We start from the raw sequence: 13,855 nt of genomic DNA, 5'->3' as shown, positions 1-13,855 counted from the left end.
CGGCCACGGAATCCCTGTCCACTTCGTACCGCCGCCGTACTGACCCGAGGAGCCCCGATGCCCGACTCGACCCACGCCCTGCGCGCGCTCGACGTCTCGAAGACCTTCGGCGGCGTGCGCGCGATCAAAGGGGTGAGCCTCGATATCGCCTGGGGTGAGCGGATCAGCGTCATCGGCACCAACGGCGCGGGCAAGTCGACGCTCTTCAACGCGATCGCGGGCGTCTTCCCCGTCACTTCCGGCACCATCGAGCTGTTCGGCGAGGACGCCACCCGACTCCCCACTGCGGCGCGGGCCAAGCGCGGCCTCGCCCGCACCTTCCAGACTTCGAGGCTCTTCGAGGGCCTCACCTCGGCGGAGAACGTGTACGTCGCCCTCGGCGGCACGGAGTTCTCCGGCCATCTGCTGCGGTCCTCGCGGCGCACTCCTGAACGCTGGCTGCGCGTCGAGGAGCTGCTCGATCGGGTCGGACTCAGCGGCCGCGGACCGATGATCGTCGCCGATCTGAGCCACGGCGAGCAGCGCCAGCTCGAGCTCGCCATGGCGCTCGCCCTCCAGCCGAAGCTGCTCATGCTCGACGAGCCGGCCGCCGGATTCTCGCCCGCCGAGCGGCAGCACCTGTCCGCGCTGCTCCGGGACCTTCCCCGAGACATCACCCTGCTGCTGATCGAGCACGACATGGACATCGCGCTCGCCGTCGCCGATCGCGTCGTCGTCATGCACGACGGCGAGAAGATCCTCGAGGGCAGCCCGGCCGACATCCGCGCCAGTGAGCGCGTGCGCGAGATCTACCTCGGAGGAAGCATCGATGACGCAGCCTGACACCGTCCTGCCCGGCCGCCCCGAGACTCGCAGCTCCGGCGGACTGCGGATCGAAGGACTCGACGTGTCCTACGGGCGCGTGCACGTGCTCCAGGACGTCTCATTCGAGATGGGCTCGGAGCCCGTCGGAATGGTGGGTCGCAACGGAATGGGCAAGACGACCCTCGTCAAGGCCATCGCGGGGTTCCTGCCGAGCAGCGGCACCATCGAGTTCGAGGGCAAGTCCATCCAGGGGCGCCAGCCGTACCAGATCACCCGGGCGGGCATCGGATACGTGCCGCAGGGCAGGCGGATCTTCCCGTCGCTGACCGTACACGAGCACCTGACGATGGTGGGAGCCAAGAAGACGGATCGCTGGAACGTGTCGAGCGTCTACGACCTCTTCCCGCGGCTGGCCGAGCGGAAGCGCAACGGCGGGGGAGACCTCTCGGGGGGCGAGCAGCAGATGCTCGCCATCGCCCGCGCCCTGCTCACCAATCCGCGGCTCGTCGTGATGGACGAGCCGTCCGAGGGCCTCGCGCCGGCCGTGGTCGACCACGTGTCGCAGGTGCTGCGCTCCGTCGTCGCCGAGGGGCAGTCCGTGCTGCTCATCGAGCAGAACCTGCGCTTCGCGACCGAGCTCTGCGATCGGATCCTCGTGATGGTCAACGGGCGGATCGCGGCGGACCTGCCCTCCCAGGTCATCGCCAACGATCCCGAGGTTCAGGCCCGCTACCTCGGCGTCGTCTGAGGTTCACCTCTCGGTTCGGCCACCTTTCCGCCTGGCTCGGCCACCTTCAGGGTCGTTCGGCCACCTTTCGAAAGGTGGCCGAACGTACCAAAAGGTGGCCGAACGTCGTGGGCTAGCGGGTGCTGACCGGGCGAGGGCCCAGGCGCTCGAGCTGGGTGACGTGGCTCGGGTTGAGCTCCTCCAGGCTGTTCACGCCGAGCAGCTTCATCGTGCGCACCACCTGGGCGCGCAGGATCTCGATCGTGCGGTCGACGCCCTCGCGGCCTCCGGCCATGAGCCCGTAGAGGTAGGCCCGGCCCACGAGGGTGAACCGCGCGCCCATCGCGATGCTGGCGACGATGTCCGAGCCCGACATGATGCCCGTGTCGACGTGCACCTCGGTGTCCATCCCGACCTCGCGGACGACCTCGGGCAGGAGGTGGAAGGGGATCGGCGCACGGTCGAGCTGACGTCCGCCGTGATTGGAGAGCAGCACCGCATCCACGCCCATGCCGGCCAGGCGCTTGGCGTCGTCGACGTTCTGCACGCCCTTGACGACGAGCTTGCCGGGCCACTGGTCCTTGATCCAGGCGAGGTCGTCGAACGTCACTGTCGGGTCGAACATGGTGTCGAGCAGCTGCGCGACGGTGCCGGACCAGCGGTCGAGCGAGGCGAACGCGAGCGGCTCGGTGGTGAGGAAGTTGATCCACCACTCGGGGCGCGGGATCGCGTTGAGAACCGTCTTCGGCGTGAGCGTCGGCGGGATGGTCATGCCGTTGCGCGAGTCGCGCAGGCGCGCACCGGCGACCGGGACGTCCACGGTCACCAGAAGGGTGTCGAATCCCGCCTCCGCGGCGCGATCCACGAGCGCCATCGAGCGGTCGCGGTCCTTCCACATGTAGAGCTGGAACCAGTTGCGTCCGCCCGCTCCCGCCCTGGCGACGTCCTCGATCGAGCTCGTGCCCATCGTGGAGAGGGAGAACGGGATGCCGGCAGCCGCGGCGGCGCCCGCACCCGCGACCTCGCCCTCGGTCTGCATCATCCGGGTGAAGCCGGTGGGCGCGATGCCGAACGGCAGGGCGACGGGCGCGCCGAGCACATCCCATCCCGTGGACACCGACGAGACGTCGCGCAGGATCGACGGGTGGAACTCGACGTCCTCGAACGCCTGACGTGCGCGGGTGATCGACAGCTCCTGATCGGCCGAGCCGTCGGTGTAGTCGAATGCGGCCGTCGGGGTCCGGCGCTTGGCGATCGCGCGCAGGTCGTAGATCGTGTACGCCTCCTGCAGGCGGCGCTTCCTCGCGTCGAGAGTCGGCTTCTTGAACTTCATCAGAGGCGCGAGGTCGCGCACCTTGGGGATTCTGCGTTGCACCATTGCGGTCGGTCCTTCTTCTGGGTGTCCCCGCGGGAGAAAGTGGCTCCCCGCTGCGGAACTTTCCGTAGCGGCGAACCTGCTTCTACCGCGGCGAGGGGTGGGTGGAGTCGTAGTGGGCGAGCAGGCGGTCGCGGGAGTACGAAATGTGCGCCCGGGTCAGCTGCTCCGACTGGGCCGCATCGCCGGCGATCACTGCGGTCAGGATGGCCTGGTGCTGCGCGGCGATCTCCTGCGGGTCGAGCAGCGAGTAGCTCTGCACCTGTCCGATGCAGAGCTCGATCTCGCCCATCAGCAGCCCGTGCATCCGGGCGAGGCGGCCGCTCGGCTGACCGTTCACCAGGGCGCGGTGGAAGGCGATGTCCTCGTGAGCGAAGGTATCTCCGGCGTGCATCGCCTGGATTGCGCGATGCGCGGCGAGGGCCTCGGCCGGGATGGTGCCGGACCGTGCGAGCGAGCCGACCGCCGCGCCTTCGACGGTGGCGCGGCTGTCGTAGAGATCGGTGATGTCCTCGCGGCTCAGCACCGGCACCTTCGCGGCGTGATGCGGCTCACGTCGCAGCAGGCCTTCGGCGACGAGGCGGTCGATGGCCATCCGGGCGGTGGGCCGGGCGACGCCGAATCGAACGGCAACGGCGGCTTCGGTGATCGTGGATCCGGGGGCGTCCGTCTGGTCGACGATCGACGTGCGGAGCTCTGCTGCAACCGAGTCGCCGAGGACGGCGGCTTCGCCGCTCATCGAATCACCTCGCCAATCATTGTCTGACAATATCCGGGATTGCCTGGCAGATCAAACAGGATCTCAATCAGCATACGTTCGAAACCGGCCGATGTGCACGGAATTTCGTGCACATCGGGCCGGAACGTAGGAAGAGTCAGGGGCGGGGGGAGTAGAGGCGTGGCGGGAAGGCCGTGGCGACCAGGCGGCGAAGGGTCTCGAGGTCGACGTCGTGCTCGCCGAGGGCGCCGAGCGCTCTGGCCTGTACGAGCATGTTGCCGATGGCCGTGGCCTCGACCGGGCCGGCGAGGACGGGCCGGCCCGAGCGATCGGCGGTGAGCTGGCAGAGCAGCTCGTTGAGCGAGCCGCCGCCGACGATGTGGATGACGCCGACGCTCCTGCCCGACAGCTCCGATGCGGTGCTCACGGCATCCGCGAAGGCGGTGGCGAGGCTCTCGACGATGCTGCGGGCGAAGGCCGCGCGGGTCGACGCGGCGGGCAGTCCGCGAGCCGCGCAGTGCGCCGCGATCCTCGTCGCCATGCCGCCGGGCGGCAGAAACTCGGGGTCGTTCGCGTCGAAGACCGCGACTGGCTCGGTGACGGCTGCTGCCTCGGCGAGCAGTGCGGGCAGGTCGATGATGGTCCCGTCGCGCTCCCACTGGCGCACCGTCTCGGTGAGCAGCCAGAGGCCCATCACGTTGTGCAGGTAGCGGATCCGCCCGTCGACGCCGCCTTCGTTGGTGAAGCCCGCGACGCGTCCGGCCTCGCTGAGCTCCGGTGCTTCGAGCTCCACTCCGACGAGTCCCCACGTGCCGGCGCTGATGTAGGCGAAGTCGGGGGTGGTGGCGGGCACGGCGACCACGGCGGAGGCGGTGTCGTGCGAGCCGACGGCGGTGACCGATCCGATCCCGTGACCGCCGATCTCCGTCGCCACGGACGGCAGCAGCTCGCCGATGGTCGATCCGGCGTCGACGAGCTCTGGCAGGACCTCGCTCGGGATCGCGAGTCGCTCGAGCAGCTCGGCGTGCCAGGCGCCGGTCCGCGGATCGAGCAGGCCGGTGGTCGAGGCGTTGGTGCGCTCGGCGACCACCCGTCCGGTCAGCCAGTAGGCGAGCAGATCGGGGATGAGCAGGGCCGACTCGGCGCCGTCGAGCTGCTCGGTGGCGAGCTGGAAGAGCGTGTTGAAGGGGAGGTGCTGCAGTCCGTTGAGCTGGTAGAGGTCGTCGGCGGGAACGACGGCATGCACCGCGGCCACTCCATCCGCCGTCCGCTCGTCGCGGTAGTGGAACGGGTTGCCGAGCATCCTGTTCCCGCGCAGAAGCGCGTAGTCGACGGCCCAGGAATCGATGCCGACGCTGTCGATGCGGCCGGTGCGCGCCGCCGTCGCGAGTCCCGCGAGCGCGTGGCGGTACAGGCTGAGGATGTCCCAATGCAGCCCGTCGATGGTGCGCACGGGATCGTTCGGGAACCGCGCGACGGTCTCGAGCTCGAAGACACCGGGACCGATGAGTCCGGTCATCACCCGGCCACTCGTCGCGCCCAGATCGATCGCGGCCACCCGGACTGTGGGCCTCGTCACCGACGCCCTCCGAACCAGAGCTGGTTCCCTTGGCGCAAGCGTGCGCCAAGGGGCCCAACTCGCGGAACCCGCATCAGCGGAGGAAGGCGGCGGCGACGCCGGCGTCGACCGGGATGTGCAGGCCCGTTGTGTGGCTGAGGTCGCTGGAGCAGAGGACGAACACCGCGTTCGCCACGTTCTCGGGCAGCACCTCCCGCTTCAGGAGGGTGCGCTGCGCGTAGTACTTGCCGAGCTCCTCCTCGGGCACGCCGTAGACGGCCGCGCGCTTGGCGCCCCAGCCGCCGGCGAAGATGCCCGACCCGCGGACGACGCCGTCGGGGTTGATGCCGTTGACCTTGACTCCGTGCTCGCCGAGCTCGGCCGCCAGCAGGCGCACCTGGTGGGCCTGATCGGCCTTCGTCGCGGAGTAGGCGATGTTGTTGGGGCCGGCGAAGACCGAGTTCTTGGATGAGATGTAGATGACGTCCCCGCCGAGCTTCTGGTCGATGAGCACCCTGGCGGCGGCACGGGAGACGAGGAACGAGCCCTTCGCCATCACGTTGTGCTGCAGATCCCAGTCGGCGACCGTGGTCTCGAGCAGGGACTTCGAGAGCGACAGCCCAGCGTTGTTGACGACGATGTCGAGGCCGCCGAACGCCAGCACCGCGGCGTCGACCGCGGCCTGCACCTGGTCCTCGTCGGTGACGTTCGCCTGCACGCCGACGGCGACATCGGTGCCGCCGATCTCCGCCGCGGCCTCCTGCGCCCTCGCCAGGTCGAGGTCGGCGATCACGACGCACGCGCCCTCCGCCGCGAGGCGGGTGGCGATGGCCTTGCCGATTCCGGATGCCGCACCGGTGACGAGCGCGATGCGGGTCGCCAGTGGCTTCGGCTTCGGCAGGCGGGAGAGTTTGGCCTCCTCGAGCGCCCAGTACTCGATCCGGAACTTCTCGAGGTCGCTGATCGGCGCATAGGTCGAGAGCGACTCCGCGCCGCGCATCACGTTGATCGCGTTGATGTAGAACTCGCCGGCGACGCGGGCGGTCTGCTTGTTGGTGCCGTAGCTGAACATGCCGACGCCGGGGATGAGCACGATCGCGGGGTCGGCGCCACGGATGGCGGGGGAGTCGGCGGTCGCATAGGCGTCGTAGTAGGCCTGGTAGTCGACGCGGTACTGCTCGTGCAGCTCTCCCAGACGGGCGAGCTGCTCCTCGACGGAGGCGGTGGGCGGCAGGTCGAGCACCATCGGCTTGACCTTGGTGCGCAGGAAGTGGTCGGGGCAGCTCGTGCCGAGCGCCGCGAGGCGCGGGTGCTCCGCGGAGGCGAGGAAGTCGAGCACCACGGCGTCGTCGGTGAACGAGCCGACCTGCGGCCTGTCGGTCGAGACGAGCGCACGGATCGTGGGGGCCAGGGCGGCGGCGCGTGCGCGGCGCTCGTCCTCGGGCAGCGCGCCGAAGCCGTCGAGCGCCGGGCCGAACGGAGTCGGCCGGCCGTTCGCCTCGATGTACCGGGCCGCGGTGTCGATGATCCAGAGCGAGTTGGCCTCGGTCTCGTCGCTGGTGTCACCCCATGCGGTGATGCCGTGACCGCCCAGGATGCAGCCGATCGCGGACGGGTTCGCCTCCTTGATGGCGGCGATGTCGAGGCCGAGCTGGAAGCCGGGACGACGCCACGGCACCCAGACGACCTTCTCGCCGAAGATCTTCGCCGTCAGCTCCTCGCCGTCCGCCGCGGTGGCGATGGCGATGCCCGAGTCGGGGTGCAGGTGATCCACGTGCGCCGCGTCGACGAGGCCGTGCATGGCGGTGTCGATCGACGGCGCTGCACCGCCCTTGCCGTGCAGCGTGTAGTCGAACGCCGGGACCATCTCGTCCTCGCGCTCGAGGCCCGGGTAGACGCCGGCGAGCGCGCGCAGCCGGTCGACGCGCAGCACGGCGAGGCCCGCCTCGGTCAGGGTCCCCAGGTCGCCGCCCGAGCCCTTCACCCACATCAGTTCGACGTCCTCACCGGTGACCGGATCCGTCTCGGTGCCCTTGGCGGAGGTGTTGCCGCCGGCGTAGTTGGTGTTGCGCGGGTCTGCGCCGAGTCGGTTGGAGCGCGCGATCAGCGCGGCGGCAGCGGGGTTGGTCATCGGAGAGGTCCAGTCATGTCGGAAGTGCGGAGAAGAGGGTGGGGGAGAAGACGCGGATGCCGAGCGGCTATGCGCCCCAGCCGGCCTGCTCGCCGCCGACGCGGTCCGCCTCGATCTGCTCCTGATAGCCGCTCGCGGCGTACGCCTTCATCGGGTTGGCGGGGAGTCCGCGCTTCTCGCGCCAGTCCGCGAGGGCGGGGCGCACGTCGGTGTAGAAAGCGTCGTTGAAGATCTCGTGGGCGCCGAGCACGTCGCCCGCCGCCTGCGCCGTGGCGAGGGCGTCGCGATCGACGAGCAGCGCGCGCGCCGTCATCTCCTGCACGTTGAGCACCGAGCGGATCTGGCCGGGGATCTTCTTCTCGATGTTGTGGCACTGGTCGAGCATGAACGCGACCCCGCTGTCCGGGCCGAAGCCGTCGCCGCGGACGACCTCATAGAGGATCCGGAACAGTTGGAACGGGTCGGCCGATCCGACGATCAGGTCGTCGTCGGCGTAGAAGCGGGAGTTGAAGTCGAACGAGCCGAGCCGACCGAGGCGCAGCAGCTGCGCCACGATGAACTCGATGTTCGTGCCCGGCGCGTGGTGACCGGTGTCCAGGCAGACGTGCGCCTTGTCGCCGAGGGCGAGCACCTGCGTGTAGGCGGTTCCCCAGTCGGGGACGTCCATGTGGTAGAAGGCCGGCTCGAAGAACTTGTACTCGAGGACGAGCCGCTGGTCGTCGCCGATCCTGGCGTAGATCTGCTGCAGCGAGTCGGCGAGGCGGTCCTGACGGGCGCGGATGTCGTCCTGGCCCGGGTAGTTGGTGCCGTCGGCGAGCCAGATCTTGAGGTCACGCGATCCTGTCGCGTCCATCACGTCGATGCAGTCGAAGTGGTGGTCGATGGCCTTCTGGCGGATGCGGGGATCCCAGTGGGTCAAGCTGCCGAACTTGTAGTCGTCGTCCTGGAACGTGTTGGAGTTGACCGTGCCGAGCTCGACGCCGAAGTCCTCCGCGTAAGAGCGAAGCGAGGCGTAGTCGTCGACCTTGTCCCACGGGATCTGCAGCGCGACCTTGGGCGCGAGTCCCGTGAGCTCGTTCACCTTGGCGGCGTCGGCGATCTTCTCCCGCGGGTTGCGGGGGACGCCCGCCTGGGCGAAGACCTTGAAGCGCGTTCCCGAGTTGCCGAAGGCCCAGGAGGGGAGCTCGATGACCTGGGTGGCCAGCCGATCGAGGATGTCGTCGTTGATCATCGGGTGCACTTTCTTCGTGTATTCGTCTGCGATTGTTGAATCGTTTCAACACAGCCGTCAAGCGAAGATAGCCCGTGCCCGTTAGCGTGTCAACGATTGGCTCGGCGACACGACACAACACGACCCGACACGACCCGAGAGGATTGGATGGCATCCATCAGCGTCCGCGACGTGGCGAACCGCGCAGGCGTCTCGGTCGGCACCGTCTCGAACGTGCTGAACAAGCCGGAGAAGGTGAACTCCGAGACGATCCGGCGGGTGCATGAGGCGATCGACTCGCTCGGCTTCGTGCGCAATGACGCGGCGCGACAGCTGCGGGCGGGACGCAGCCGAGCCATCGGGCTGATCGTGCTCGACGCGTCCAACCCGTTCTTCACGGATGTGGCCCGCGGTGCCGAGAATGCGGCGCAGGACCTCGGCATCGCGGTCCTCACGGGCAACAGCGATCAGGATCCCGAGCGCGAGCAGCGCTACCTCGATCTGTTCGAGGAGCAGCGCGTCCGCGGCATCCTGCTGTCCCCGGTGGGCGAGCTGACCGCACGGCTCGAGCGCATGCGATCGCGTGGCGTGCCCGTGGTGCTCGTGGACCGGCGGGCGGACCTCGAGGGGTTCTCCTCGGTCTCGGTGGATGACATCCAGGGCGGCCGACTGGCGGTGGAGCATCTGCTCCAGCTCGGCCGGCGGCGCGTCGCCTTCGTCGGCGGCCCTGTGGGGCTCCAGCAGGTGGCCGACCGCCTCGAGGGAGCGCGGCAGGCGATCGCCGAGGTGCCGGGCGCAGAGATCGAGGTCCTGCCCATCCCGCAGCTGACCGTCGAGCACGGCCGACTCGTGGGGGAGAGCCTCCGCGCGCGGAGCTCCGACGAGCTGCCAGACGCGGTGTTCGCGGCGAACGACCTCGTCGCGGTGGGGCTGCTGCAGGCGTTCATGCTGACCGGCTCGGTGCGGGTGCCCGAGCAGGTGGCTCTGGTCGGCTACGACGACATCGCCTTCGCGAATGCCGCCGTGGTGCCGATCACGTCCATCCGTCAGCCGAGCGAGCTGATGGGCCGGACGGCGGTCGAGCTCGTCGAACGGGAGCTGGAGGATCCCGAGGGGGCGGTGCGCGAGCACGTGGTCTTCCCCCCGGTGCTGGTGGTCCGCGCCTCGAGCGGCGGTGCGATCGGCTCCGACCCGGGTGCGCTTTCGGCCTGACCGCGGCAGAATGGTGCTGATTCTGTTCAGTCGAACATGAATCGATATGCAGCACAGCAGAAGCGGGCCGCATTCCCGCGCGAAAGGTACCCATGACCGCCCGCATGCGCGTGATCGTCGACAACGACTTCTCCGGTGACCCCGACGACCTGTTCCAGCTCGCGCACCATGTGCTGAGTCCGTCCGTCGAGATCCCCTTCGTGATCGGATCGCATCTGAAGTTCGGCGACTTCTTCGACCCCTCGGAGACGCAGGCCGAGAACGCGGCCGCCATCGCGCGGGATCTGCTGACCCGACTCGGCTCCGACATCACGGTCCTCACCGGAAGCAACACCGCGCTCCCCGCGCCCTCGACTCCTGTCGCCTCCACGGAGGCCGCGGACGCCATCATCGCCGAGGCCATGCGCGAGGACACCGACCTGCCGCTCTACATCGTGCTCGGCGCCGGCATGACCGAGCTCGCCAGCGCATGGCTGAAGGAGCCGCGGATCGGCTCGCGCCTCACCGCGATCTGGATCGGCGGCCCCGAGCACGAGGGCATCGGCACACCGCTGCCGGTGGCCGGCATGGTCGAGTACAACCTCGCCATCGACATCCCATCGGTGCAGGTCGTGTTCAACGAGTCGGACATCCCGGTGTGGCAGGTGCCGCGCAACGCCTATCGACAGGCGCTCGTCTCCTGGGCCGAGATCGACCATCGACTGCGCCCGACGGGTGCCCTCGGATCGTTCCTCGCCGACAGCCTCGATCGAGTGCGGGGCTACGTCGAGGCCGCCGGTCGATCGATGGGCGAGACCTACTGCCTGGGCGACAGTCCTCTCGTCCTGCTGACCGCTCTGCAGACGGCCTTCGAGCCGGGTCCCGCATCGAGCGACTCGGTGGTCATCCCCACCCCGATCATGAACGACGAGGGCTGGTACGAGGACAACCCCGACGGCCGTCCCCTGCGCGTGTTCACCGCCCTCGACAACCGCCTGATGTTCGAGGACATGTTCCACAAGTTCGCGGCATTTGATCACGCCCCGAGGCGCGAAAGCGCCGATAGGCGGGATGCTGAGTAGTCGCGCACGCTTGCGCGACGTATCGAAGCATCGCCCCGGCAGTTCGGCATGCGCCGATCCGAGCTCGGACCGTGGACCGGGGCTGGCCGTGAATTCCTAGCGACTGTATGGTTTTCGCAGAACGCGTCGCTGAGCGACACCGAATGACGCACGCTGCCCTCGTGGGCACGACTCGATGGAGAGCACCATGACAACCGCCGCCGTGACACGACTCTGGTTCGCGCAACGAGGTGCACCGTTCCATCTGGCGGACGCCGAACCCACCCTCTCCTGGCAGGTCGTCTCAGACGTCGACGACTGGACACAGACCTCGGCTCGGATCGAGCTCCGGCGCGGGAACGAGACGGAGACCGCCGACCTTCCGGGCGCTCGCTCGCAGAACGTGCCGTGGCCGTTCGCCGCGCTGACGGCCTACGACTCGATCGAGGTGCGGGTCGCGGTCGCGGGCGGCGACGGCGTGCTCGGCGAGCCGGGGGAGTGGGTGTCGGCGGCGACCGGGCCGCTCGTGCCGGCGGACTGGAAGGCTCCGTTCATCGCGGCTCCCGGCGAGATCGAGGACGCGGTCGACGCAGCACGCTCGACGGTGCGCTTCCGCACCGAGTTCATCCCCAGCGGGACCGTCGTCCGGGCGGCCCTGTCCTCCACCGCGCACGGCGTCTACGAGCCGATCCTCAACGGCGCAGTGATCGGCGACGAGGTGCTCGCGCCCGGCTGGACGTCCTACGCCGAGCGACTGCTCTTCCAGACCTTCGACGTCACCGAGGCGGTGTCGTCGGGGGTCAACGTGCTGGGCGCCACAGTCGCCGAGGGCTGGTACCGGGAGCGCTTCGGCTTCGACGGCCGCTTCTCGGTCGCCTACCCCGGCCCGGTCGCGCTCTCGATGCAGCTGCGGCTCGACTACGCGGATGGACGCTCCGAGCTCATCGTGACCGGTCCCGACTGGACGGCGTCCGCCTCCGGTCCCACGATCAGCGCGAGCATCTACCAGGGCGAGCACTACGACGCCCGAGCCGCTGACGACGGCTTCGAGCCCGGTGCGGCATTCCCCGGCGGGCAGCCGGCCGTGCTGGTCGATGCGGCCATCTCCCGGCTCGCTCCCGCGTCGCTGCCGCCCGTCCGTCGGATCGAGCGGCGACCCGTTCTCGACGAGGTGTCCACCCCATCCGGCGGCACCGTGCTCGACTTCGGCCAGAACCTCGTCGGCTGGCTCGAGCTCTCCATCGACGCCCCCGCCGGCACGACCGTCACCCTGCGGCACGCCGAGGTGCTCGAGCACGGCGAGCTCGCCATCCGACCGCTCCGGCACGCCGCGGCGACCGACAGCTTCACCTCGGACGGGACCCGGCGCACCTGGAGCCCGCGCTTCACCTTCCACGGCTTCCGCTACGCCCAGATCACCGGCTGGGACGTGCCTGCCGCCGCCGTCACGGCCGTCGTCGTGCACAGCGATCTCGAGCGCACCGGGTTCCTCGAGACGAGCAACCCCACGCTCGATCAGCTGCACAGCAATGTCGTCTGGGGCATGAAGGGCAACTTCCTCAGCATCCCGACCGACTGCCCGCAGCGCGACGAGCGCCTCGGCTGGACAGGCGACATCCAGGTGTTCGCGCCGACGGCCGGCTATCTCTTCGACACCCGGGCGTTCCTCGGCTCGTGGCTGCGCGATCTCGCGATCGAGCAGCGCGAGGCGGGCTCCGTGCCCATGGTCGTGCCCAACCCCATCAGGCAGAAGGCGCTGCCGGCCGCAGCCTGGGGTGACGCCGCCACCCTGGTCCCCGATGCGCTCTTCCGCCAGTCGGGCGACCTCGCGGCACTGGAGGAGCACTACCCCTCGATGCGCGAATGGGTCGAGCTTCTCCGTCAGCGGGCAGGCGATGACCTGCTGTGGACGGGCGGATTCCAGTTCGGGGACTGGCTCGACCCCACCGCGTCGCCGCACAACCCCGCCGACGCCAAGGCGGACAAGGACCTCGTCGCCACCGCCTACTTCGCCCACTCGACGCGCGCGCTCGCAACGGCCGCCCTTGCCCTCGGCAAGGGGGAGGACGCCACGGTCTACTCCGCGCTCGCCGACGACATCCGCAGCGCGTTCGCCCGCGAGTACGTGACCCCGGGCGGTCGGATGATGTCCGACGCCCACACCGCGTACACGGTCGCGATCGCCTTTGACCTGCTGGTCGACCCCGCCCAGCGCGCCGCGGCCGGGGAGCGCCTGGCCCAGCTGGTCCGCGCCTACGACTATCGGATCCGCACAGGCTTCATGGGGACGCCCATCATCTGTCAGGCCCTGCACGCGACCGGCCACACTGATGTCGCCTACCGGATGCTGATCGAGGAGGGACTGCCGAGCTGGCTCTACCCGATCACGATGGGGGCGACCACCATCTGGGAGCGCTGGGACAGCATGCTGCCCGACGGCTCGGTGAACCCGGGGGAGATGACCTCGTTCAACCACTACGCGCTCGGCAGCGTCGCGGACTGGATGCACCGGGTCATCGGCGGGATCGCCCCCGCCTCACCGGGGTACGACCTCGTCGAGATCGCCCCCGTCCCCGGCGGCGGCCTGACCTCGGCGACGGCGAAGCTCGACGCGGGCTACGGCCCGCTGACCGTGGCATGGAAGATCCGCGACGGGGTCTTCGAGCTCGTGGCGGACATCCCGGCCGGGCAGCGCGCGCGGGTGGTCCTGCCGTTCGGCGGCGTCACGCGCGAGGTCGGCAGCGGACGGCACAGCTTCAGCGTCGACATCGCCGCCGTCGACGAGGACCGCAGCGCACTCTCGATGGAGACCCCGCTCGCCGACATCCTCGACGACGTCGAGGCCCGGGCCGCGATCATGGCCTACTTCGATCGGATCGGCTACGGATTCGGACATGCCTGGAGCGGCATGGGGATGTGGCGGCCCGACAGCCCGCTGGGGGACTCTCTGATCATGTTCGCGGAGGAGCGGCGTCCCGGTCTCGCCGCCGTGCTCGACGACCTGAACGGCCGACGCATCCCGCTGCGTGAATAGATATTCGGGGTCGAATGATTTTGTCAAACCCGACTGACGAAAACCT

10 protein-coding genes are annotated in these 13,855 nt (G+C 69.3%); 5 read left to right on the top strand and 5 right to left on the bottom strand.

Going from position 1 to position 13,855, the window contains the following annotated elements:
- Positions 1-57 precede the first annotated feature (57 nt).
- Both E6C64_RS11910 and E6C64_RS11905 read left to right on the top strand, forming a co-directional pair.
- Entirely contained in the window at positions 58-822 is a 765-nt protein-coding gene (locus tag E6C64_RS11910; protein WP_136427737.1) for an ABC transporter ATP-binding protein, read from the top strand.
- Positions 809-1,552, top strand: a complete 744-nt coding sequence (locus tag E6C64_RS11905; protein ID WP_136427736.1) for an ABC transporter ATP-binding protein — start codon at positions 809-811, stop codon at positions 1,550-1,552. Before E6C64_RS11910 ends, E6C64_RS11905 begins: the two co-directional genes overlap by 14 nt.
- A gap of 112 nt (positions 1,553-1,664) precedes the next feature.
- Here the strand turns inward: E6C64_RS11905 and E6C64_RS11900 are convergent, their stop codons facing one another.
- From E6C64_RS11900 to rhaI, 5 genes are all read right to left on the bottom strand, one after another.
- Positions 1,665-2,909, bottom strand: a complete 1,245-nt coding sequence (locus E6C64_RS11900) for an alpha-hydroxy acid oxidase (protein ID WP_136427735.1) — start codon at positions 2,907-2,909, stop codon at positions 1,665-1,667.
- 82 nt (positions 2,910-2,991) lie between these two features.
- The gene (locus E6C64_RS11895) at positions 2,992-3,645 is read right to left on the bottom strand and encodes a GntR family transcriptional regulator (protein WP_136427734.1); all 654 of its coding nucleotides are present in this window, start codon (positions 3,643-3,645) and stop codon (positions 2,992-2,994) included.
- Between the two features lie 136 nt (positions 3,646-3,781).
- A complete protein-coding gene (locus E6C64_RS11890; RefSeq protein WP_438941859.1) occupies positions 3,782-5,203 on the bottom strand; it encodes a rhamnulokinase in 1,422 nt (473 codons plus the stop codon).
- Positions 5,204-5,276: 73 nt separating this feature from the next.
- A complete protein-coding gene (locus E6C64_RS11885) occupies positions 5,277-7,313 on the bottom strand; it encodes a bifunctional aldolase/short-chain dehydrogenase (RefSeq protein ID WP_136427733.1) in 2,037 nt (678 codons plus the stop codon).
- 67 nt (positions 7,314-7,380) lie between these two features.
- Positions 7,381-8,544 (bottom strand): L-rhamnose isomerase, encoded by a 1,164-nt coding sequence (gene rhaI / locus E6C64_RS11880; RefSeq protein WP_136427732.1) that lies wholly within the window; start codon positions 8,542-8,544, stop codon positions 7,381-7,383.
- Positions 8,545-8,691: 147 nt separating this feature from the next.
- Here rhaI and E6C64_RS11875 point away from each other — a divergent pair, with 147 nt between their 5' ends.
- From E6C64_RS11875 to E6C64_RS11865, 3 genes are all read left to right on the top strand, one after another.
- A complete protein-coding gene (locus E6C64_RS11875) occupies positions 8,692-9,735 on the top strand; it encodes a LacI family DNA-binding transcriptional regulator (protein WP_136427731.1) in 1,044 nt (347 codons plus the stop codon).
- A 92-nt stretch (positions 9,736-9,827) separates the two neighbouring features.
- Entirely contained in the window at positions 9,828-10,796 is a 969-nt protein-coding gene (locus E6C64_RS11870) for a nucleoside hydrolase (protein WP_136427730.1), read from the top strand.
- 187 nt (positions 10,797-10,983) lie between these two features.
- A complete protein-coding gene (locus E6C64_RS11865) occupies positions 10,984-13,809 on the top strand; it encodes an alpha-L-rhamnosidase (protein ID WP_136427729.1) in 2,826 nt (941 codons plus the stop codon).
- Positions 13,810-13,855: the final 46 nt, after the last annotated feature.

This window comes from Naasia lichenicola, from assembly GCF_004801885.1.
GTDB classification, from domain to species: Bacteria; Actinomycetota; Actinomycetes; order Actinomycetales; family Microbacteriaceae; genus Naasia; species Naasia lichenicola.
Note: the sequence above shows the minus strand (reverse complement) of the source record. Positions and strands in the feature narration are given on the sequence as shown.